At 72.4% G+C, this 21535-nt stretch carries 20 protein-coding genes; 13 read left to right on the plus strand and 7 right to left on the minus strand.

Annotated elements, in window-relative coordinates; translation table 11 throughout:
• Positions 1-4: 4 nt before the first annotated feature.
• Complete coding sequence (scpA, locus tag ACFVFH_RS14250) at positions 5-2206, minus strand: methylmalonyl-CoA mutase (RefSeq protein WP_383767316.1); 2202 nt, start codon at positions 2204-2206, stop codon at positions 5-7.
• A complete protein-coding gene (gene mutA, locus ACFVFH_RS14255; protein WP_383767319.1) occupies positions 2206-4068 on the minus strand; it encodes a methylmalonyl-CoA mutase small subunit in 1863 nt (620 codons plus the stop codon). Before mutA ends, scpA begins: the two co-directional genes overlap by 1 nt.
• A 554-nt stretch (positions 4069-4622) precedes the next feature.
• Between mutA and ACFVFH_RS14260 the strand changes: the two genes are divergently transcribed.
• The 4 genes from ACFVFH_RS14260 (at position 4623) to ACFVFH_RS14275 (ending at position 7596) form a co-directional block, all read left to right on the plus strand.
• Positions 4623-5420 carry a tyrosine-protein phosphatase gene (locus ACFVFH_RS14260; RefSeq protein WP_383767322.1) on the plus strand — a complete coding sequence of 266 codons (798 nt, stop codon included), beginning with the start codon at positions 4623-4625 and terminating at the stop codon, positions 5418-5420.
• A gap of 149 nt (positions 5421-5569) precedes the next feature.
• Positions 5570-6505: a hypothetical protein gene (locus ACFVFH_RS14265; protein ID WP_383767325.1), complete on the plus strand. Its 936-nt coding sequence runs from the start codon at positions 5570-5572 to the stop codon at positions 6503-6505.
• A 139-nt stretch (positions 6506-6644) separates the two neighbouring features.
• On the plus strand, positions 6645-7049 hold the full coding sequence (locus ACFVFH_RS14270) for a DUF1992 domain-containing protein (RefSeq protein WP_383767328.1): 405 nt from the start codon (positions 6645-6647) through the stop codon (positions 7047-7049).
• Between the two features lie 58 nt (positions 7050-7107).
• The gene (locus tag ACFVFH_RS14275) at positions 7108-7596 is read left to right on the plus strand and encodes a GNAT family N-acetyltransferase (RefSeq protein ID WP_383767330.1); all 489 of its coding nucleotides are present in this window, start codon (positions 7108-7110) and stop codon (positions 7594-7596) included.
• Between the two features lie 70 nt (positions 7597-7666).
• On the opposite strand, the gene ACFVFH_RS14280 is transcribed toward ACFVFH_RS14275, so the two are convergent.
• Entirely contained in the window at positions 7667-8056 is a 390-nt protein-coding gene (locus ACFVFH_RS14280; protein WP_383767333.1) for a VOC family protein, read from the minus strand.
• Between the two features lie 212 nt (positions 8057-8268).
• Between ACFVFH_RS14280 and ACFVFH_RS14285 the strand changes: the two genes are divergently transcribed.
• On the plus strand, positions 8269-8784 hold the full coding sequence (locus ACFVFH_RS14285) for a DUF6328 family protein (RefSeq protein ID WP_383767335.1): 516 nt from the start codon (positions 8269-8271) through the stop codon (positions 8782-8784).
• 24 nt (positions 8785-8808) lie between these two features.
• Here the strand turns inward: ACFVFH_RS14285 and ACFVFH_RS14290 are convergent, their stop codons facing one another.
• The gene (locus tag ACFVFH_RS14290; protein WP_383767338.1) at positions 8809-9636 is read right to left on the minus strand and encodes a VOC family protein; all 828 of its coding nucleotides are present in this window, start codon (positions 9634-9636) and stop codon (positions 8809-8811) included.
• A 137-nt stretch (positions 9637-9773) separates the two neighbouring features.
• Positions 9774-10106: a DUF6479 family protein gene (locus ACFVFH_RS14295; RefSeq protein WP_383767341.1), complete on the minus strand. Its 333-nt coding sequence runs from the start codon at positions 10104-10106 to the stop codon at positions 9774-9776.
• Between the two features lie 284 nt (positions 10107-10390).
• Here ACFVFH_RS14295 and ACFVFH_RS14300 point away from each other — a divergent pair, with 284 nt between their 5' ends.
• From ACFVFH_RS14300 to ACFVFH_RS14330, 7 genes are all read left to right on the plus strand, one after another.
• Entirely contained in the window at positions 10391-10780 is a 390-nt protein-coding gene (locus tag ACFVFH_RS14300) for a hypothetical protein (RefSeq protein WP_383767344.1), read from the plus strand.
• 106 nt (positions 10781-10886) lie between these two features.
• A complete protein-coding gene (locus ACFVFH_RS14305) occupies positions 10887-11453 on the plus strand; it encodes a 2Fe-2S iron-sulfur cluster-binding protein (protein ID WP_383767346.1) in 567 nt (188 codons plus the stop codon).
• A complete protein-coding gene (locus ACFVFH_RS14310; RefSeq protein ID WP_383767348.1) occupies positions 11450-12436 on the plus strand; it encodes an FAD binding domain-containing protein in 987 nt (328 codons plus the stop codon). The genes ACFVFH_RS14305 and ACFVFH_RS14310 overlap by 4 nt, the downstream gene beginning before the upstream one ends.
• A gap of 37 nt (positions 12437-12473) precedes the next feature.
• A complete protein-coding gene (locus tag ACFVFH_RS14315; RefSeq protein WP_383767351.1) occupies positions 12474-14573 on the plus strand; it encodes a xanthine dehydrogenase family protein molybdopterin-binding subunit in 2100 nt (699 codons plus the stop codon).
• A gap of 149 nt (positions 14574-14722) precedes the next feature.
• On the plus strand, positions 14723-15256 hold the full coding sequence (locus ACFVFH_RS14320; RefSeq protein WP_383767354.1) for an ATP-binding protein: 534 nt from the start codon (positions 14723-14725) through the stop codon (positions 15254-15256).
• A 169-nt stretch (positions 15257-15425) separates the two neighbouring features.
• The gene (locus ACFVFH_RS14325; protein WP_383767357.1) at positions 15426-16850 is read left to right on the plus strand and encodes an NADP-dependent succinic semialdehyde dehydrogenase; all 1425 of its coding nucleotides are present in this window, start codon (positions 15426-15428) and stop codon (positions 16848-16850) included.
• 98 nt (positions 16851-16948) lie between these two features.
• Positions 16949-19345: a phosphoketolase gene (locus tag ACFVFH_RS14330; protein ID WP_383767360.1), complete on the plus strand. Its 2397-nt coding sequence runs from the start codon at positions 16949-16951 to the stop codon at positions 19343-19345.
• 65 nt (positions 19346-19410) lie between these two features.
• Here ACFVFH_RS14330 and ACFVFH_RS14335 read toward each other — a convergent pair whose 3' ends face one another.
• Together ACFVFH_RS14335 and ACFVFH_RS14340 are read right to left on the minus strand one after the other, a co-directional pair.
• Complete coding sequence (locus ACFVFH_RS14335) at positions 19411-19734, minus strand: plasmid stabilization protein (protein WP_383767363.1); 324 nt, start codon at positions 19732-19734, stop codon at positions 19411-19413.
• A 179-nt stretch (positions 19735-19913) separates the two neighbouring features.
• Entirely contained in the window at positions 19914-21029 is a 1116-nt protein-coding gene (locus ACFVFH_RS14340) for a chemotaxis protein (protein WP_383767366.1), read from the minus strand.
• Positions 21030-21157: 128 nt separating this feature from the next.
• Here ACFVFH_RS14340 and ACFVFH_RS14345 point away from each other — a divergent pair, with 128 nt between their 5' ends.
• Positions 21158-21424, plus strand: coding sequence for a hypothetical protein (locus ACFVFH_RS14345; protein ID WP_383767369.1), 267 nt, complete (start codon positions 21158-21160; stop codon positions 21422-21424).
• The last annotated feature ends 111 nt before the right edge of the window (positions 21425-21535 follow it).

Here is a 21535-nt window from a genome sequence, read left to right on the forward strand (position 1 = left end):
CGGCTCACAGCTCGTGACCGTGCGCGGCACCGAGCCGCGTCACCAGGTCGTACGCGGCATCCGGAATGACCGTGCCGGGCGGGAACACCGCCGTCGCACCCGCCTCGTGCAGCGCCTCGACGTCCTGCGGCGGGATCACCCCGCCCACCACGATCATGATGTCCTCGCGCCCCTCGGCCGCCAGCTCCTCGCGGAGCGCGGGCACCAGCGTGAGGTGTCCGGCGGCCAGCGAGGAGACGCCCACGATGTGCACGTCCGCCTCCACCGCCTGCCGCGCCACCTCGGCCGGTGTCTGGAACAGCGGGCCGACGTCGACGTCGAAGCCCAGGTCGGCGAAGGCCGTCGAGATCACCTTCTGGCCGCGGTCGTGGCCGTCCTGTCCCATCTTGGCGACCAGGATGCGCGGACGGCGCCCCTCGGCCTCCTCGAACCTGTCCACCAGCGCCCGGGTCCGTTCCACGGAAGGGGACTCACCTGCTTCGTTGCGGTACACACCGGAGATGGTACGGATCTGGCCCGCATGCCTCCCGTACACCTTCTCCAGGGCGTCCGAGATCTCGCCCACGGTCGCCATCGCACGGGCCGCGTCGACGGCGAGGCCCAGCAGATTGCCTTCGAGGCCGGGGCCGGGATCCCGCTCCGCCGCGGCGGTGAGCGCGCGCAGCGCGGCCCGGCACGCCGACTCGTCGCGCTCCTCGCGCAGCCGCCGCAGCTTCTCGATCTGCTGGGTGCGCACCGACGAGTTGTCGACCTTGAGCACATCGATCTGCTCATCGGTCTCCACCCGGTACTTGTTCACCCCGATCACCGGCTGGCGTCCGGAGTCGATCCGCGCCTGGGTGCGGGCCGCGGCCTCCTCCACCCGGAGCTTCGGGATGCCCGCGTCGATGGCCTGCGCCATGCCGCCCGCCGCCTCGACCTCCTCGATGTGCTGCCAGGCCCGGCGCGCCAGGTCGTACGTCAGCTTCTCCACGTACGCGCTGCCGCCCCACGGGTCGATCACCCGGCCGGTCCCCGACTCCTGCTGGAGCAGCAGCTGGGTGTTGCGGGCGATCCGGGCGGAGAAGTCCGTCGGCAGGGCGAGCGCCTCGTCGAGCGCGTTGGTGTGCAGCGACTGGGTGTGGCCCTGGGTGGCGGCCATCGCCTCCACACAGGTCCGGGTGACGTTGTTGAACACGTCCTGCGCGGTCAGCGACCACCCGGACGTCTGCGAATGGGTGCGCAGCGACAGCGACTTGGTGTTCTGCGGACCGAACTCCTTGACCAGCTTGGCCCAGAGCAGCCGGGCCGCCCGCAGCTTCGCGACCTCCATGAAGAAGTTCATGCCGATCGCCCAGAAGAACGACAGCCGGGGCGCGAACGCGTCCACGTCCAGCCCGGCGTCCCGCCCGGCCCGCAGATACTCCACCCCGTCCGCGAGGGTGTACGCCAGCTCCAGATCGGCCGTCGCACCCGCCTCCTGGATGTGATACCCGGAGATGGAGATCGAGTTGTAGCGCGGCATCTTCTGCGAGGTGTACGCGAAGATGTCGGAGATGATCCGCATCGAGGGCTTCGGCGGATAGATGTAGGTGTTGCGGACCATGAACTCCTTCAGAATGTCGTTCTGAATGGTCCCGGCCAGCTTCTCGGGCCCGACGCCCTGCTCCTCCGCGGCCACGATGTACAGCGCCAGCACGGGGAGCACCGCGCCGTTCATCGTCATCGACACCGACATCCGGTCCAGCGGGATGCCGTCGAAGAGCTGACGCATGTCGTAGATCGAGTCGATCGCCACGCCCGCCATGCCGACATCGCCGGTCACCCGCGGATGGTCGCTGTCGTAGCCGCGGTGGGTCGGCAGGTCGAAGGCGACGGAGAGGCCCTTCTGCCCGGCCGCGAGATTGCGGCGGTAGAAGGCGTTGGACTCCTCGGCGGTGGAGAACCCGGCGTACTGCCGGATCGTCCAGGGCTGGTTGACGTACATCGTCGGGTACGGGCCCCGCAGATACGGGGCGATGCCCGGATACGTGCCGAGGAAGTCGAGCCCTTCCAGATCGCGCCCGGTGTACAGCGCCTTGACCGGGATGCCTTCCGGGGTCTCCCACAGCAGATCGCCGTCGGAACTGCCGGAGGACTCCTTCACCGAGGTACGCCACCGGTCCTCGGACACCTCGGCGGCGGCGCCCGGACCGAGCTCGATGCCGGAGAAGTCGGGGATACGCATTACGCCACATCCATACGGTCGAGAAGGGAGGAGAGCACGGCCACCACGTCGCAGCCCGCGAAGACGTATGTGTCGACACCGGCGTATTCGGCGGGCCGGCCGGCCAGGAGGACCTGGCGCGCACCCGCGGAGCCGAGCGCCCCGGCGACCGCCTCGGCCTGCTCCGCGTAGAGCGCGTCTCCGGAGCAGAGGCACGCCACCGTCGCCCCGCTCGCCGCGAACGCGTCGGCGGCCGTGGCCGCGTCGACCGTGACGGGGTCGTGGACCGGCTCGATGCCGCCCGCTTGGAAGAGATTGGCGGCGAACGAGACCCGCGCCGTGTGCGCCGCGGCCGGGCCGAGCGCGGCGAGGAACACCTTCGGCCGCTGCCCGGTCGCCGCGAGGTGCGCGTCCGACCGGGCCCGCAGCGCCTCGAACGCCTCGTCGCGGCGGACCCGGGGCAGACCGCCCGGAGCCGCGGCCGGACCGGCGGGGAACGGCTCGCGCTCCACCGGACGCTCCGCCAGCTGCGGGAACTCGCTGACCCCGGTGATGGGCTCCTTGCGGCGCGCCAGGTCCTTGCTGCGCGCCGCCCAGGTGGCCGCGAGGCGCTCGCCGATCATCCCCGAGCGAAGGGCGGTGGCCTGCCCGCCGGACCGCTCGATCTCCTGGAAGAACGACCAGGCGGCGTCGGCGAGTTCGGCGGTGAGCCGCTCCACGTACCAGGAGCCGCCGGCCGGGTCGATCACCCTGGCCAGGTGCGACTCCTCCAGCAGGATCGTCGACGTGTTGCGGGCGATGCGCCGGGCGAACGCGTCCGGCAGGCCCAGGGCGTGGTCGAAGGGCAGCACGGTGACGGAGTCGGCGCCGCCGACACCCGCGCCCAGACACGCCAGCGTCGTGCGGAGCATGTTCACCCAGGGGTCGCGCCGCGTCATCATCACCGACGACGTCACCGCGTGCTGGCGCTGCGCCCCGGATCCGGGGGCGCCGCAGACCTCGGCCACCCGCGACCAGAGCCGCCGGGCGGCCCGCAGCTTGGCGATGGTCAGGAACTGGTCGGCGGTCGCCGCGTACCGGAACTCCAGCTGCCCGCAGGCCTCGTCGACCGTAAGCCCGGCGTCCGTCAGCGCCCGCAGCCAGGCGACACCGGTCGCCAGCGAGGCGCCCAGCTCCTCGGCCGCCGAGCCGCCCGCCTCGTGGTACGGCAGCGCGTCGACGGTCAGCGCCCGCAGCCCGGGGAACTCCCGGGCGCACCGCCGTGCCCAGTGGACCGCGTCCGACAGATCGGGTTCGGCGCCGCTCCGGGCGGCCCGGCCGAACGGGTCCGCGCCCAGGTTGCCGCGTACGCTCCGGGCGTCCACGCCCCGCTCCGCGCAGATCCGCAGCAGCTCCGTCGCCGCGGCACCGGTCTCGTCGCCGGCGTCGAGCACCACGGGCGCCAGATCGAGGTAGACGCCGTCCAGCGCTCCCGCCAGCGCGGCCACCGGAACGCCCGCGGCACCGCCCACGGCCAGCCACAACGAGGTGACACCGTTCTCCAGATCGGCGAGCACCGCCTCGTTGAGACGCGCGGGGTCCGGGAGGGCGTGCCGCTGCCGTACGTCCCAGCCGCCCGTCGCGTTGCCCTCGGCCTTGCTGCCTCGGGTGAAGGGGGCGAAGCCCGGGTATCCGGCATCGGGCGCGCTGTCGCGCGAGGTGTAGAGGGGGCGGGTGATGAGCCCGTCCTCCACCGTGGTGGACAGTGCTTCCTCGGCTGCCGGACCCGCGACGTCCTTGCCCGACTTGCGCAGCACGCCTTCGACGAGGCGTTGCCATTGCTCATGGGCGGGGGCGGGGAACTCGGCGGCCAACGAAAGCCCGTCGGCAGGCAGGACCGTCATGCCCAGATGCTAGGTCAGGGCGCTCGGGGGCAGCATCGCTTCTTCTTGTGACCTTGCCCTCTCCGGAACGCACTTGATCCTTCACCCACCGTGGCCTAGACGGCGCCCACCTGCGGGAGGGCGGACGGGCAGGGCCGCCGGGACGGGGTGCGGGCGGCGCCGGGCTCCTCGGCGGATGTGCTCCGCCCGGGGCGGCGCCCCGGGCGGCCGAGGCCCGTGCCGTCCCGCCGGGGACGAGGATTCCGCGCCCGGCCATATCGGGGCCGGGAATTCGGGACGGAAATCAGGAACGGCGACCGCGGTCCGTCCGAGGGCCCGCACCACCCTCGGCGCGGAGTTCCGGAACACATGTTCCGGGGAACATACCGCCATGTGTGTGACACGTCCCTGACCTGGGCGAGAGCCGTTTCGTTTTCACATTTCCCGTGTCCCCGGACGTGCCATCGATCGATGCCGACCGGCGTTTTACTTTGTCGATTTCCCGGCCGCGTGCGACGTTTGTCCGGCCAGGCCGAATGAATTCGGAAAAGCGTCGGGAAAAGGGGAAGTTCATCGTGCAGACCGCCAGGACCGTCCCGGCATCCACCGTCCTCAACCTGCGCGACCTGGGCGGCATCGCCCTGGGTCCGGACCACCGGGTCCGGGCGGGTGCCGTGCTGCGGTCCGGACAGCTCAGCGGGCTCGACGCGGAACAGGACGAGCAGGTGGCCGCCCTCGGCATCCGTACCGTCGTCGACCTGCGGACCGCCGACGAGCGCGCCGCGGCACCCGACCGGCTGCCTCCCGGCGCACGGCTGTTCGTCGCCGATGTGCTCGGGGACAACCCGGGCGTGGCGCCCGCCCGGCTGCGCGCGCTGCTCACCGACCCGGTCGAGGCCGAGCGGATGCTGGGCGGCGGAAAGGCGGAGGGGCTGTTCGCCGACACCTACCGCCAGATGGTGCTGTCGCCGGGAGCGTCCGCCGCCTACCGGGCCTTCGTCGAGACGGCAGCCGACGACCGGGCCCGCCCGGTGCTCTTCCACTGCACGGCCGGCAAGGACCGCACCGGCTGGGCCACCGCCCTCCTCCTGATGGTGCTCGGCGCGTCGCGCGAGGTCGTGCGCGCCGAGTTCCTCGCGGTGAACCCGGTGGTCCGGGCCGCCTTCGCGCCCTACGTCCAGGACTTCCTCGACGCGGGCGGCGATCCGGACATCGCCTCCGCGATCACCGAGGTGCGCCCCCGTTACCTCGACACGGCGCTGGACGCCATGGACGAGCGGTGGGGCGGGCTCGACGGGTACGTGCGCGACGGCCTGCGCATCCCGGCGGCGGCGGTGGAGCGGTTGCGGGAGGGGCTGATGGTGCCCGCCTGAGCGCCGCGCCCGGTCCGGCGGTTCCTCTGTCGTGCCGGGCGCACTCCCTCCGGTGATGGCACCCACCCGGGTTGACTTGATACCCCCAGGGGGTATCTTGTGACGCGTCGGGGAGCACCGCCCCCGGTCCACCGCTGGAGGAGACCGTCATGAACAACGCACTGAGGATCACCGCCTTCGCCGCCGCGCTCGCCGCGACCTTCGGCGCCGCGTACGGAGTGGGCAGGGGCGTCGACCCGCTGGTGGCCGCGGAGGACCGTCCCGCCGGGCAGCACCGCGGCCACGACGGAGGAGGGGAGGGTGGCGCGGAGGCCGCGGCGGACCATGCGCCCGGCGGACTCCAGATCTCCGAAGGCGGCTACACGCTGGCTCTGGAGACACCGGTGGTCCCGGCCGGGGCCCGGTCCGAGCTCCGGTTCGCCGTCGAGGACGGCAGCGGACGGAAGGTCACCGCGTACCGGCGCGAGCACGGCAAGGAGCTGCACTTCATCCTCGCCTCCACCGACCTCACCCAGTACCGGCATCTGCACCCCGTCCGGGCGGCCGACGGCACCTGGTCGACCTCCGTCGATCTTCCCGAAGCCGGTGGCTACCGGGTGTTCGCCGACTTCACCCCGGCCGCGGCGGATGCCGTGAACCTCACGCTGGGAGCGGACCTGGCCGTCTCCGGCACCTACCGCCCGGCCGCTCTCCCGGCCCCGGCCGCCGTCGCGGAGGTCGACGGCTACCGCGTCACGCTCGGCGGCGAGCTCCGCGCCGGGCGGCCCGGCGCACTGAGGCCGTCCATCAGCAGGAACGGCCGGCCCGTCACCGACCTGGAGCCCTACCTCGGCGCCTACGGACATCTGGTCGCCCTGCGCGCCGGTGACCTCGCCTATCTGCACGTTCACCCCAATGAGGGGAAGCCCGGCCCGGAGGTCTCCTTCACCGCGACGGCGCCCAGCGCCGGGACGTACCGGCTCTTCCTCGACTTCAAGCACCGGGGCGTGGTCCGCACGGCGGCGTTCACCGTCCGGGCGGCGGCGCCGGGCGACGACGCGCACCGGGGGAGCGGGACCGGGGCGCCCGCCGGGCACGCGCACTGACGGGCCACGGCGGCCCTGGTCCCGAAGTGCCCTGAGAAGCGGGCGGGTTGAGCTCTCGGCACCGCAGTGCCGGGGCCCGTCGCGGCGGCTGGGTATCGTGGGAGGACCGGATGCCGAGAACCTCCGAGAGGGGCGTACGTTGACCGAACGCAAGCCTGCGGGCGTCAGCTTCGAATCATGGGTCGACAAGCAGATCCGGGAGTCCGAGCAGCGCGGCGACATCTCGCAGTTGCCGGGATTCGGCAAGCCGCTGGACAGCCTCGCCGCTCCCTACGACGAGAACTGGTGGATCAAGCAGAAGATGCAGCGCGAGGGGGTGTCGGTGCTCCCGCCGGTGCTGGCCCTGCGCAAGCAGGTGGAGGACGTCGCCGAAGCCGTGTCCGGGGCGCGGTCGGAGGCCGAGGTGCGGCGCATGCTGGCCGAGGTCAACGAGAAGATCCACGCGGCCATCAGGCGGCCGCCGCCGGGGCCGGTGCTGAACGTGCAGCCGTTCGACATCGATGCCGTGGTCGACGAGTGGCGCACGGCGCGCGAGTCCTCCTGAATCCCGTGCCCCCAGGGGCGCGCGGTGCCATGGAATCCGGGTACGTCATACTCGGCTCATGACATCGGGCACGACGCGCCGGGGCGAGGCGCAGCGGGAGAACGTACACGTCAGACGGGCCACGGCGCGGGACGCGGAGCGACTCACCCGCCTGGTCAGATCGTCCCGCGCCTACGAGGGGCAGTACGCGGCCATGGTCGCGGGGTACCGGGTGGGTCCCGACTACATCGAGACCCACCGGGTCTTCGCGGCGGTGGACACCGGCAGCGAGCGGGTGCTGGGCTTCTACTCGCTCGTCCTCTCGCCGCCGGAGCTCGACCTCATGTTCGTCGCCGACGAAGCGCAGGGGCTCGGCATCGGACGGCTCCTCATCGGGCATCTGCGCGGCGAGGCGGAACGCGCGGGCCTCACCGGCGTCCGCATCGTCTCGCATCCGCCCGCCGAGGGCTTCTACCGGAGTGTGGGCGCCCGGCCGACCGGCACCCTGGCGGCCAACCCGCCCGTGGTGTTGTGGGACCGGCCCGAACTGCTGCTGCCGATCGGCTGAGCCCGCCCGGAAGGGGCCGGCCGGGACCCGTGCGCGAGCCCCGGCCCAACCCCCCGCTCACCAGGCGGGGTTACGCGGGAAAGCCCCCGTACGGGCGGGTGATGAGCTCCATGGCGTGACCGGCGGGATCGAGGAAGTACACGCCCCGGCCGCCGTCGTTGTGGTTGATCTCGCCCGGATGCTTCCGGTGCGGATCCGCGTAGTACGTGAGCCCGAGCTCCTTGATCCGGGCGTACGCCGCGTCGAACTCGGCCTCCGAGACGAGGAAGGCGTAGTGCTGCGCGGTGATCGAGGCCTCGGGAATGGTCGCGAAGTCCAGAGTGACTCCGTTCGCGGTCTCCAGCGCGACGAACGGGCCCCATTCCGCGCCGACTTCCAGCCCCAGAATGTCCGCGAGGAACTCGGCGGACTCCCGGTTGTTCCGGGCGTGGACGATGGTGTGATTCAACTCGACTGACACTGTGGAATGCCTCCAACGGGCATCTCACGGGCACCTCCACGCCTCACCCGGCCGGTGACCGGCGCGCGATGCCGTACTCAAAGCCTAGGTGACGTCGAACGGGCCGTCGAGGGCGGGCGGGCGATTCGGCCACGACCCCCGATCCGGTGACCGGTTACGGTGGGGACGGGGGAAAACACGACGTACTCCGGGCATGCGGACGGAGGCTCCCGGTGACCTCGACAGCACCTCCTCCCGACGGCGAGGGCCGCGATCCGGGCCGTCACGAGACGCCCGAGGAGCGGGCGGACCGGCGGTGGACCGATCTGCTCCAGGAACTGCGGGTGGCCCAGACCGGCGTGCAGATCCTGTTCGGCTTCCTGCTGGCCGTCGTCTTCCAGCCCCGCTTCGCCGAGATCTCCCACACCGACCGCACCATCTACGTGGTCACCGTGCTGCTGGGATCGGCCACGGCCGCCGCCCTGATCGGGCCCGTGTCGTACCACCGGCTGCTCACCGGACGACGGCTCAAACCACAGACGGTCACCTGGGCCTCGCGCATGACCGTGGTCGCGCTCGGTCTGCTGTTCTGCACCATGTGTTCCACCCTGCTGCTCATCCTGCGGGTGGCCCTGCACGACGCGGGCGCCCTGTGGCTGGCCGGCGGCATGGCGCTGTGGTTCCTGATCTGCTGGTTCGTCTTCCCGGCCTGGGCGCTGACCCGCTCCCCGCCCGGACGCGAGAAGTGACCGGGGCGCGGGGGAGCGCCGGGGTCAGCCGGGATGGGGCGTCGTGACCCCCTGGACGTCGGTGACCGTGAACAGGCCGCCGTCCGGGTCCAGCAGGGTCGCCTCGCTGCCCTGCGCCAGCCGCTGCCGCTCCACCAGACCGCCGCCGTTCTCCCGCGCCGCCGCGACCGTGGCCGCCACGTCGGAGACGAGGAAGTACACCTGCCAGTGCGGGCGGACCAGCGGATCGGGGGCCGACTCCACCGCGCCGGAGCTGATCCGCGCCAGCCGGCGCCCGTCGCAGTCGACGACCACCTCGTCCTTCTCGTACGAGACCTCGCAGCACCCCGGGTGCCCGCTCGCCCAGCCGAGCACCTCTCCGTAGAAGATCGCGGCATCGAAGGCGTTCCTGGTGTGCAGGCGCAGCCAGGCGTGCGAGTGCTCGTCCGGTGCGGGTGGTGAGGACGCGGGCTCCACCCGCTGCCAGAAGCCGAAGACCGCGCCGTCCCGGTCCGCCGCCAGCGCCCCGCGTCCCTTGCCGAGCGCCATCGGGCCCACGGCGACCGTGCCGCTGCGCTCGCGGACGCGTGCGGCCGTCGCGTCGGCGTCGGCGACGGCGAAGTAGGGCGTCCAGGCCACGGCCACCCGGTAGGCGGTCGCCACCGCGCCGATCCCGGCGACCGGTACGTCGCCCCGGCGGGCGACCGAGAACTCCTGCCCCAGCCTGGCCGGACGGAAGCTCCACCCCAGCACGGCACCGTAGAACTCCTGCGCCGATGCCAGGTCGCGGGTCATGAGGTTGACCCAGCAGGGCGCTGCGGATCCGGTCAGCGGCGCCGGTGTCGGCGCCTGCCCCGGGTGGCTTCCGGTCATGGTCCTACTGCCTTCATCGGTTCCGAGGTCTGTGTCCGCCCGCGGACGTCGGGCCCACACCAGCCTCACCGGGGGCGGCCGCCCCCGCAACACGCGACATCCCTCCCCGTGGACGGCTGCCGGAGAGGGACGCGGGGTCAGTCGCGCCGCTCGTCGTTCTCGCGGCGGATGGTCTCGTTCCCGTGGTCACCGAGCTCGTAGGGCGACAGACCCCGGCCGTCCGGCGGGAAGTGGTCGTCGCCGTGCACATCGCGTTCCTCGATGTGGCTGCGCTGCTCCGGCCGCAGGGGCTGCTCGTCGGGCGTGGGCGGCGGCAGCTCCTCGGCCCGGCGCCGCCTGCCCAGCCAGACCGCGCCGATCAGCACGGCCACCAGCACCACTCCGACGATGCCCATCACCGAGCCGGTCGCGCCCCGGTCGTCGGCGAGGAACAGGGCCAGCGAACTCAGGTCTGCGTTCGAAACGTCCATGCTTGCCGGATACCCCGAGGCAGACACCTCACTCGATAATCAACACGAATTCATGTTTTAAGTGGATATGACCTGAAAAGAGTTTCGTGTCGGGTCTGCCGTGACCGGCCCGGTTCCGGGGGCGGGACGCGGCGTGGGCCGGTGGTCTCGTGTCGCCGTAGTCCCGGCGCGGGGTGAGCCTGGAGACATCCACGAATCGCCCCACGGACGCGGCGGCCGCCGCCGGGGCGGTCGGACTCGTGCGCGGGGACGTGCAGCGGAACGCCGAGCGGAAGGAAACCGCGGTGAACACCATCAAGGAGAAGCAGACGGAGGAGAGCGGGTACGGCCAGGAGGTCTCGGTCGTCATCAGCGGATGCGAGAAGGCCGACGCGCGGATGGTCTTCGACGTGCTGCGGGCCGCGTTCACCACCGACCGGGCCTCGGCCGACGTCCCCCGGAACCTCGCGGAGAAGCGTCCCACCGCCTGGGCGGTCACCGTCGACGTCACCGAGGAGAGGGTGGTCTCCGGCCCGGTCGCGCTCGGCGCGCCCGTGAGCGTCGACGTGCAGGGCGGCTACTGGGCGGTGGAGCGGCTCCGCCGCAGCCTGGCGCACGCCTTCGACGTCAAGGTCGTCGGGACCGTCTCCGGTGACCAGGAGGAAGAGGTGCGGCTGCGGCTGTCGAGCCGGTAGCCCGATGGGCCGACGGAGCACGGCCCGGCGGTGCGGCAATGAGGCGGGGAGCCATCGTGCGTCTGGTAGAAAGCGGACAAAAGCCACCTCTGAAAGGTGCGAGTGCGTGGACCCCTCTCACGGGCGGGACGACGGTGCGCGACAGCCGGGAGCAACCGGTGACCGTTCCACCCTGACCCTGCACATCAACGGAACCGAGCGGACGCTCACGCTCGATCACCGCACCACCGTCCTGGACGCCCTGCGCGAGCACCTGGACCTCACCGGTGCGAAGAAGGGCTGCGACCACGGACAGTGCGGGGCGTGCACCGTCATCGTCGACGGGCGCCGCGCCAACAGCTGCCTGCTGCTCGCCGTCGCCCACGACGGCGCCGCCATCACCACCGTCGAGGGCCTCGCCGACGGCGACCGGCTCCATCCCCTCCAGGAGGCCTTCCTGGAACGCGACGCCCTGCAGTGCGGCTACTGCACCCCCGGCCAGATCTGCTCGGCCCTCGGCATGCTGGGGGAGGCGGCGGACGGATTCCCGTCCCACGTCACCCCCCGAACCGCGCCCGTGACGGCCTCGGCGTCGCTCGGCGCCGAGGAGATCCGCGAACGGATGAGCGGCAACCTCTGCCGCTGCGGCGCCTACCCCCGCATCGTCGAGGCGATCGAGGACGTGGCGCCGTGAAACCCTTCGCCTATCTCCGCGCCCGGTCCACCGAGGAGGCGGTCCAGCAGAGCGCCGCCCGCCCCGATGCCGTGTTCCTCGGCGGCGGCACCAACCTCGTCGACCTGATGAAGCTCGGCGTCGAGGCCCCCGAACTGCTCATCGACATCACCGGACTGCCGCTGGACCACGTGGCCGACACCGCCGACGGCGGCCTGCGGATCGGCGCCACCGTACGCAACAGCGACCTGGCCGCCCACCCCGGCGTACGGACCCGCTACCCCGTGCTGTCCCAGGCGCTGCTCTCCGGTGCCTCCGGGCAGCTCCGCAACACCGCCACCACCGGTGGCAACCTGCTCCAGCGCACCCGCTGCCCGTACTTCCAGGACACCTCCAAACCCTGCAACAAGCGGGAACCCGGGACCGGCTGCCCCGCCCGCGACAGCGCCCAGCGCGATCTCGCCGTGCTCGGCCACTCCGCGCGGTGCGTCGCCACCCACCCGTCCGACCTGGCCGTCGCGCTGTCCGCCCTCGACGCCACCGTCCACCTGCACGGACCGGACGGCGCGCGGACCGTACCCGCCACCGGATTCCACCGCCTGCCGGGCGACACCCCGGAGCAGGACACCGAGATCCGTCCGGGCGAACTCATCACCGAGGTGGTCCTGCCGCCCCGCCCCGACGGCGCCGTCTCCCTCTACCGCAAGGCCCGTGACCGCGCCTCCTTCGCCTTCGCCCTCGCCTCCGTCGCCGCCGTGCTGAGCGTCCGCGGCGGCCGGATCGGCCACGCCGCCCTGGCCTTCGGCGGGCTCGCCCACCGGCCCTGGCGGGCCCACGCCGCCGAGGACGTGCTCCGGGGGGCACCGGCCACCGACGAGACCTTCGCGCGCGCCGTGGACGCCGAGCTCGCCGCCGCCCGGCCACTGCGCGAGAACGCGTTCAAGGTGGGCCTCGCCCGCAACCTGGCCGTCGACGCCCTCGCCGAACTCGCCGCCGACCACTGACCCCGCCAACGCCGACCCCTGCCGTGAGGACCCCGTCATGAGCCAGGCCCCGCCAGCCCTGGGCACCCCCGTCGTCCGCCGTGAGGGCCGGGACAAGGTCACGGGCACCGCCCGCTACGCCGCCGAGCACACCCCGCCCGGGTGCCTGTACGGCCGGCCCGTTCCCGCCACGATCGTCCGCGGCCGCGTCGACGCCGTCCACGCGGACGAGGCCCTGGCCCTGCCGGGAGTGCGCGCCGTCCTCACCCACGACAACGCGCCCCGCCTCAAGGAGCCCGACGACCCGATCCTCGCCGTCCTCCAGAACGACCGGGTCCCGCACCGGGGCTGGCCCGTCGCGCTCGTGGTGGCCGAGACCCCGGAGGCCGCCCGCGCCGGGGCCGAGGCGCTGCGGATCACCTACGAGACCAGCGGTCACGACGTCCTGCTGACCGAGGACCACCCCGGCCTGTACACCCCGGAGACGGTCAACGGCGGCTACCCCGCCGTCCGGGAGCGCGGCGACACCGACCGGGCCCTCGCCACGGCCCCCGTACAGATCGACGCCACCTACACCATCGGCGCCCTGCACAACCACCCCATGGAGCCGCACGCCACGACGGCACGGTGGGACGAGCACGGCCATCTGACCGTCCACGACTCCAGCCAGGGCTCCACCACGGTCCGCGACAGCCTGGCCACCGCGTTCGGCATCCGGCCCCAGCAGATCACCGCCGTCTCCGAGCACGTCGGCGGCGGCTTCGGGTCCAAGGGCACCCCGCGCCCGCAGACCGTCCTGGCGGCCATGGCCGCGCGCCACACCGGGCGCCCCGTCAAGATCGCGCTTCCCCGCCGCCAGATGGCCGCCGTGGTCGGCCACCGCGCCCCCACCATCCAGCACATCCGCCTCGGCGCCGACCTCGACGGCAACCTCACCGCGGTCGACCACGAGAGCATCACCCACACCTCCACCGTCAAGGAGTTCGTGGAGCAGGCGGCCGTACCGACCCGCGTCATGTACGGTTCCGGCGCCGGCCGCACCACCCACAGGGTGGTCGCCCTGGACGTGCCGAGCCCCTCCTGGATGCGCGCACCGGGCGAAGCCCCGGGCATGTACGCGCTCGAATCGGCCATGGACGAACTCGCCTCCGCGCTCGGCATGGACCCCGTCGAACTGCGCATCCGCAACGACCCGGCGAACGAACCGGACTCCGGACGCGCGTTCAGCAGCCGCGGCCTGACCGCCTGTCTGGAGAAGGGCGCCGCCCGCTTCGGCTGGTACGACCGCGATCCCCGTCCCGCGATCCGTGAGGAGGGCCCGCTGCTGCTCGGCACGGGCGTCGCCGCCGCCACCTACCCGGTGTACGTCTCCGCCTCCAGCGCCTCGGCGCACGCGGCCCCCGACGGCTCGTACCGCATCCGGGTCAACGCCACCGACATCGGCACCGGTGCCCGCACCGTGCTCGCACAGATCGCGGCCGACGTGCTGGGCGCCCCCGTGGAGCTCATCCGGACCGAGATCGGCAGCAGCGACCTCCCCGACGCCCCACTGGCGGGCGGCTCGTCGGGCACGGCCTCCTGGGGCTGGTCCGTGCACAAGGCCTGCACCCTGTTGCGCAGACAACTGGACGAACGCACCGGCCCGGTCCCCGCGGACGGGCTCACCGTCACCGCCGACACCCGGCGGGAGACCGAGCGGGAATCCCCTTACGCGCGCCACGCGTTCGGTGCCCACTTCGCCGAAGTCGCCGTGCACGCACGGACCGGAGAGGTGCGGATGCGCCGGATGCTCGGCGTCTTCGCCGCCGGACGCATCCTCAACTCCCGTACCGCGCGCTCCCAGTTCATCGGCGGCATGACCATGGGGATCGGCATGGCGCTGACCGAGGCCAGCACCATGGACCCCGTCTTCGGCGACTTCACCGAGCACGACCTCGCCTCCTACCACGTGCCCGCCTGCGCCGACGTGGCGGAGATCGAGGCACACTGGATCGACGAGGAGGATCCGCACCTCAACCCGATGGGCAGCAAGGGCATCGGTGAGATCGGCATCGTCGGTGCCGCCGCAGCCGTCGGCAACGCCGTCAGGCACGCCACCGGTATCAGACTGCGGACTCTTCCGCTCACCCCGGACGCGCTGCTGCCGTATCTGCTGTGACCTGGGCGCTCGTGCCCTGTGTTGCGCGACCGGTTCCGCCGGGCCACGCTGGGGAGTGACCCAGAAGAGACATCTGCTCACTCTTCGTGCTCGGGGGTCGTTGTCCAACGGGGCGAAGCCAGTGGGCCTCGATGTGAGGAGCCTCGACGATGACCGTTCCACTCGACCGGCACTATCTGGTCGAACTCCAGGTTTCGGCAGAGCGTGTGTCCCAGCTGCGGCGAATAATCGCGGCGCACCTCCGCCACTGGAGTCTCGAACTCCATATCCGGCCGGTGTGCCGTGGTGTGGAGGAGCTGCTGACCAATGTCCACCGGCATGTCGGTGACGACAACAACTGCGTCGTCGAACTCCGCTGGTCCGGGCGGCATCTCACGGTTTCCGTCGCCGACAACGGCTCCGAGATGCCGAAGCTGCTCAGCACCGGAGGCGGTGGCCTGAGCCGGGTCATGGCCCTGAGCGACAGCTGGGGGACCTGCCGTACGGCCGAGGGCAAGGTCGTCTGGTTCACCAGGTACGCCAAGGAGCCGTTCGACGTCGACCTGGTGCCGCTCCCGCCGCTGCCCGGTGTGGGTGAGTTCCGCAGCTCGCCCGGCGTGGTTGCGGCGCCCGTCGGGGAGCCCGGCACCCTCGCGGCCCCCGCCGGCGAGCCCGAGACGGCGCCGGATCCCGCCCTGGTCTGAAAGGGACCGCCGGTCCCCGTATCCGCTGGACGTTTCCCCTCCCGGCGCGGACGACGTGCACCGCGCACGCACGGACCGCGCCGGCCGGGTGTCCGCCCGGCGGCGTCCGCCTTGCGGCGCGGCGCGCGGCGCGGCACGGTCGAAGAACCGAGTCAAGGAGGACACGGCCATGCCCATCGCGACGGTCAATCCCGCGAACGGCGAAACCATCAGAACGTTCGAAGCGCTGGACAAGGCGGGGATCGAGCAGCGGCTCGACGCCGCCGACTCGGCGTTCCGGCGCTATCGGACCACCGGGTTCGCCGAGCGGGCCCGCCTGCTGAACCAGGCCGCCGTCCTGCTCGACGAGGACCAGCGGGACATCGCGCGCACCATGACCATCGAAATGGGCAAACCGATCGGGGCGGCCCGCGCGGAGACCGCCAAGTGCGCCAAGGCGATGCGCTGGTACGCGGCCCACGCGGAGGAGCTCCTCGCGGACGAGCACCCGTCCGCGGCCGACGTACGGGACTCCGGCGCCTCCCGGGCCCATGTCCACTACCGGCCGCTCGGCGCCGTGCTCGCCGTGATGCCGTGGAACTTCCCGCTCTGGCAGGTCGTGCGCTTCGCCGCCCCGGCCCTCATGGCGGGCAACGTCGGCCTGCTCAAGCACGCCTCCAACGTCCCGCAGACGGCCATGTACCTGGAAGGACTGTTCCGGCGGGCCGGATTCCCGGTGGGATGTTTCCAGTCGCTGCTGGTCGGATCGGGCGCGGTGGAGGGGATCCTGCGCGACCGCCGGGTCGCCGCCGCGACCCTCACCGGCAGCGAACCGGCCGGCCGCTCGGTGGCGTCGATCGCCGGTGACGAGGTGAAGCACACCGTCCTGGAACTGGGCGGCAGCGACCCGTACCTCGTCATGCCGTCGGCGGACGTCGCCAGGGCCGCCCGCACCGCCGTGACCGCGCGGGTGCAGAACAACGGGCAGTCCTGCATCGCGGCCAAACGGTTCATCGTGCACACCGAGGTGTACGAGGAGTTCGCCGAGCGGTTCACCGTGGGCATGAGCGATCTGACGGTCGGCGACCCGATGGAGGAGTCCACCGACATCGGCCCGCTCGCCAGCGAACAGGGCCGCGCCGACCTGGAGGAACTGGTGGACGACGCGGTGCGGCAGGGGGCGAGTGCCCTGTGCGGCGGAGCCAGGCCGGAAGGTCTGGCCCCCGGGCTGGAGCGCGGCTGGTTCTACGCCCCCACCGTCCTCACCGGAATCACCCCCGCCATGCGCATCCATCACGAGGAGACCTTCGGCCCCGTCGCCTCGCTCTACCGGGTCGACGGGCTGGACGAGGCCGTCGCGCTCGCCAACGACAGCCCCTTCGGCCTCAGCTCCAACGTGTGGACGCGGGACCAGGACGAGGCCCGCCGCTGCGTCCGCGACCTGGAGGCGGGCGGTGTCTTCTTCAACGGCATGACGGCGTCCCATCCCGCTCTGCCCTTCGGCGGTGTCAAGCGCTCCGGCTACGGGCGCGAGCTCGCCGGGCAGGGCATCCGCGCGTTCTGCAACGCGACCACGGTCTGGTACGGGCCCGAGCCCATGGGCGACACCGACTGAGGACTCCCGTCGGGACCGCGCCGAGCGCGTGTGCCCCCGCTCCCCGATCCGGCCCGGTCCGGACGAAAGACGCCAGAGCCTTCCCGCTGGAGACAACCATGAGCAACGCCCCCGGCCCGTCGGCCACCGTGGGCCCGTCAGGCCCGTCCGACGAGGAGATCGCGGCCCTCGACGCGCACTGGCGGGCCGCCAACTACCTGGCCGTGGGCCAGATCTATCTGATGGACAACCCGCTCCTGACCCGGCCGCTGGTCCGGGAGGACATCAAGCCGCGCCTGCTCGGCCACTGGGGCACCTCGCCCGGACTGAACCTGGTCCACACCCACCTCAACCGGGTCGTCAAGTCCCACGGCGTCCAGGCCCTCTGCGTCTGGGGGCCCGGCCACGGCGGACCCGCCGTCCTCGCCAACTCCTGGCTGGAGGGCAGCTACGCGCAGACGTATCCCGATGTCGGCCGTGACGCCGAAGGCATGGGGCTGCTGTTCAAGCAGTTCTCCTTCCCCGGCGGGGTACCCAGCCACGTGGCACCCGAGACACCCGGCTCCATCCACGAGGGCGGCGAACTGGGCTATGCCCTCACCCACGCCTACGGAGCCGCCCTCGACCACCCCGATCTGCTCGTCGCCTGCGTCATCGGCGACGGCGAGGCCGAGACCGGGCCGCTCGCCGCGTCCTGGCACTCCAACAAGTTCCTCGACCCGGTGCACGACGGAGCCGTCCTCCCGGTCCTCCACCTCAACGGCTACAAGATCGCCAACCCGACCGTGCTCGCCCGCCTCCCCGAGACGGAGCTCGACGCCCTGCTGCGCGGCTACGGGCACGACCCCCTGTACGTCGGCGGTGACGACCCGGTCTCCGTCCACCGGGCGATGGCCGCCGCGATGGACCGGGCCGTCGACCGGATCCGGGAACTCCAGGCCGCCGCCCGCGTCGGCGGCGGCACCGGCCGTCCGCACTGGCCGATGATCGTGCTGCGCACTCCCAAGGGCTGGACCGGCCCGGTGGAGGTCGACGGGGTGCCGGTCGAGGGCACCTGGCGCGCCCACCAGGTCCCGCTCCCCGGGGTTCGCGACAACCCGGACCACCTGCGGCAGCTGGAGGAGTGGATGCGCTCCTACCGCCCCGAGGAACTCTTCGACGCCTCCGGGCGGCCCAGCGCCCAGGTGCTCGCCTGCGTGCCCGCGGGCGACGCCCGGCTCGGCTCGACCCCCTACGCCAACGGCGGTCTGCTCCTGCGCGATCTGCCCATCCCGCCGCTGGAGGACCACGCCGTCGAGGTCGACAGGCCCGGCACCGTGCTGCACGAACCGACCCGGGTGCTCGGCGGACTGCTGGAGGCCGTCATGGCCGCCACCGCCGAGCGCCGCGACTTCCGCGTCGTGGGGCCCGACGAAACGGCGTCCAACCGGCTCGACGCCCTCTACGGGGCCACCGCCAAGGCGTGGCAGGAACGCGTGCTGCCCACCGACGAGCACCTCTCCCACGACGGACGCGTCATGGAGGTGCTCTCGGAGCACCTGTGCCAGGGCTGGCTGGAGGGATATCTCCTCACCGGCCGGCACGGACTCTTCTCCTGCTACGAGGCGTTCGCCCATATCGTCGACTCGATGGTCAACCAGCACATCAAATGGCTCAGGACCTCCCGCCGGCTGGCCTGGCGCCGCCCCATCGCCTCGCTCAACTACCTGCTCACCTCGCACGTCTGGCGCCAGGACCACAACGGCTTCTCCCACCAGGACCCCGGCTTCGTCGACCACATCCTCAACAAGAGTCCCGAGGTCGTACGGGTCTACCTGCCGCCGGACACCAACACCCTGCTCGCCGTCGCCGACCACGTGCTACGCAGCCGCGACTACGTCAATGTGATCGTGGCGGGCAAGCAGCCCTCCTTCGACTGGCTCACCCTCGACCAGGCCCGCGCGCACTGTGCCCGGGGCGCCGGTGTGTGGAAATGGGCGGGTACGGAGGACGGCAGCCGCGCACCCGACGTGGTGCTCGCCTGCGCGGGCGACGTCCCCACGCTGGAGACCCTGGCCGCGGCGGACCTGCTGCGCGAGCACCTGCCGGAACTGGTGGTACGGGTGGTCAACGTGGTGGACATGGCACGGCTGCTGCCCCGCGAGGAACACCCGCACGGAATGCCGGACTTCGAGTACGACGCGCTGTTCACCAGGGACGCCCCCGTGATCTTCGCCTACCACGGCTATCCCTGGCTGGTCCACCGGCTCGCCTACCGGCGCGCGGGCCACGAGCACCTGCACGTGCGCGGCTACAAGGAGGAGGGCACCACCACGACGCCCTTCGACATGGTGGTCCGCAACGACCTGGACCGCTACCGGCTGGTCATGGACGTCATCGACCGGGTGCCCGGTCTCGGCGTCCGTGCCGTGGCGGTACGCCAGGCGATGGCGGATGCCCGCACCCGCCATCACGCCTGGATCCGTGAGCACGGCACGGACCTGCCCGAGGTGGCCGAATGGACCTGGAGCGGCTGACGTCGCCCGGTTTCCCGTGGCGCGGGCTCAGCGGCTGACGTCGCCTGGTTTCCCGTGGCGCGGGCTCAGCGGCCGACCGCCCGTGCCAGCTCGGCCTTCGTCATGCTCGACCGGCCGTGGACGTTCTTCTTCCGCGCCTCTTCGTAGAGCTGGTCGCGGGTCGGCCCCTCCGCTCCGCTGTGGGAGCGCAGACCGCCGCGCCGGGAGGACGAGATGTCCTCGATCGAGGTCCGGCTCGCGGTCCTCGACTCCCCGGCGCGGGCGCGGGCCTTGTTGACCGTACGGGCCGCGATCTCCTCGGCCCGTTCCTCGCTGACCCCGCGCTCCTGCGCGCTCTCCTTGATGTGCTCGTACTGCCGTTCCCGCTTGGCATCGGATCCGCGTGGCATGTGGCGTCACTCCTCTCCGGGGGCCCGCCCGGCCCGATGGCGCTCGATGGGCCTGATGGAACCCGGTGGGGGCAGGTGGGGGCCGGTGGGGCCCTTCCTCAGTCTCCCAGCGACGCCCCGGGCCCGCATGCCTGGGGCATGCGGGCCCGGGGGAGGGGCGCGGCGCGGCGCCGGTCGGTTCAGTAGCGCAGGGCCGCCGCGATCCGTCCGTGCTCCGCGAGCGAGTCGTCGGGGAGGAAGACCACCTCGGCTCCGCTGTCCAGGGCCCGCTCGACGAGCTCGTCCACGACGTCCTCACGGACCGCGCTGTCCGTGAGGTCCGCCGCCTCGCCGCTCACCGGCTCCAGGTGCTCGTCCGCCATCCGTACCGTCTGCTGGAAGTGCTCCTCCACCGCGACCAGACCGGCCCGGCCCTCCCGTACGGCGGCCCACACCTCGTCGAGACCACCGGCGAAGGCACGGCGGCCGCGGGCCTCGTCCAGTCTGCCGTCGATCTCCGCGGCGAACCGGCGCTGCCGTTCGTCGAGCACCGGCCGCAGCTCCTTGAGCAGGTCGCCCGGCGACAGGTCGGCGGGCGCGCCCTTGGTGAGCCGGCCCGCGGCCGAACCGGCGGTCTCCCCGACCTCGTCCAGCAGAGCGAGCGCGGGGGCGAGGCCGACCAGGTAGAACGGGCGCGGATCCGCGGCCAGCACGGCGCGCAGCTTCTCGTCGACCGTGCGCAGGAAGTGGCGCGTCTCCTCGTCGCTGAAGGTGCTCGGTGTGTCGCCGATCTGCTCCTCGCGCTGCGGATTGGGCGGCTCCTGCGGCGCCGTGAGCGGGAATCCGCCGGTCTTCTCCTCACGCAGGGTGTCCGCCGTGCCGCTCCACAGGGCGACGCGCCCGGCCGAGACGGTGAGTGCCCAGAACGGCTGGGCCTGTGCCTTCGCGGCGACCAGATTGCGGGTCAGATACGTGTCGCTCAGCACCACCCGTTCGGGGGCGGTGCGCGGAAGCTGCCAGATTTGGTGCTCGTCGGCGGTGACGAGCAGCACCAGGGCGTCCAGGGACCGGCGGGGGTCCACCTCGTCGACCGCGCGGTCGAGCTGGTCCTTGAGCGCGGCCCGCGCCTCGCGGGTGACCGCGGGGTCCGCCTCCAGCCGCCCGGCGGCCTCCGCCACCAGATTGCGGAGCCGGACGGAGTCCTGGGCGTTGTCCGGAGCACGGCGGTGCGTCGGCATCGTGAGGGACAGTGCCGGATAGGGCTTGACCGCCCGCAGTTCCTGCAACAGACCGGCGGTCAGGGCATCCGTGTCCATCGTTCTCTCCCAGGGGTTCTCGGCCGGAATCCGCTCCCGGACGAAGCGGGTGAATTCGACGAGTCAATTCATACCTTTTGTTCCTACTATGGGCGAGTTCTTCATCGGTGCTCCAGGAGGTGCATGGCATGGCCACGCTTACCGTGTGGAAGGTCCCGTCCGCCGAGGGCGCCGGGGGCGTGGAGACCCCGCTCAAGCCCCTCCGGAAGGTGGGGCCGATCAGGATCGTCGACGCGGCCGGGGCCGGCCGGCCCGCCGACCGGGCGGAGCCCAGGGCCGAGCAGTCGCTCGGCCCCGCCGGTGCCGGGGCGCCGGGCGGCATGCTGACGCACAGTGACCTGGACGCCCGGAGCGAGGAGCGGCCGCGCGAGACCTTCGGTGACGAGGCGGCCTGAGCGGCCGGGGAGAGCGGCCGTGCGTACCCGTCCGCAGTGTGCTCTCTGCCCGTCCCTCCTCGCCCTTCCCCGCTGCCGGTCCCTCTCCCCGGGCCGTCCGGGGCGGGCGCG

The organism is Streptomyces sp. NPDC057697 (genome assembly GCF_042799335.1).
Classification (GTDB): Bacteria; Actinomycetota; Actinomycetes; order Streptomycetales; family Streptomycetaceae; genus Streptomyces.

Coding starts and splice junctions, on each gene's coding strand:
- ACFVFH_RS14335 (WP_383767363.1), bottom strand. CDS start 19,734: ATGCCACGCGGATCCGATGCCAAGCGGGAACGGCAGTACGAGCACATC.
- ACFVFH_RS14295 (WP_383767341.1), bottom strand. CDS start 10,106: ATGGACGTTTCGAACGCAGACCTGAGTTCGCTGGCCCTGTTCCTCGCC.
- ACFVFH_RS14340 (WP_383767366.1), bottom strand. CDS start 21,029: ATGGACACGGATGCCCTGACCGCCGGTCTGTTGCAGGAACTGCGGGCG.
- ACFVFH_RS14315 (WP_383767351.1), top strand. CDS start 12,474: ATGAGCCAGGCCCCGCCAGCCCTGGGCACCCCCGTCGTCCGCCGTGAG.
- ACFVFH_RS14330 (WP_383767360.1), top strand. CDS start 16,949: ATGAGCAACGCCCCCGGCCCGTCGGCCACCGTGGGCCCGTCAGGCCCG.
- ACFVFH_RS14345 (WP_383767369.1), top strand. CDS start 21,158: ATGGCCACGCTTACCGTGTGGAAGGTCCCGTCCGCCGAGGGCGCCGGG.
- mutA (WP_383767319.1), bottom strand. CDS start 4,068: ATGACGGTCCTGCCTGCCGACGGGCTTTCGTTGGCCGCCGAGTTCCCC.
- ACFVFH_RS14320 (WP_383767354.1), top strand. CDS start 14,723: ATGACCGTTCCACTCGACCGGCACTATCTGGTCGAACTCCAGGTTTCG.
- ACFVFH_RS14290 (WP_383767338.1), bottom strand. CDS start 9,636: ATGACCGGAAGCCACCCGGGGCAGGCGCCGACACCGGCGCCGCTGACC.
- ACFVFH_RS14275 (WP_383767330.1), top strand. CDS start 7,108: ATGACATCGGGCACGACGCGCCGGGGCGAGGCGCAGCGGGAGAACGTA.
- ACFVFH_RS14325 (WP_383767357.1), top strand. CDS start 15,426: ATGCCCATCGCGACGGTCAATCCCGCGAACGGCGAAACCATCAGAACG.
- scpA (WP_383767316.1), bottom strand. CDS start 2,206: ATGCGTATCCCCGACTTCTCCGGCATCGAGCTCGGTCCGGGCGCCGCC.
- ACFVFH_RS14265 (WP_383767325.1), top strand. CDS start 5,570: ATGAACAACGCACTGAGGATCACCGCCTTCGCCGCCGCGCTCGCCGCG.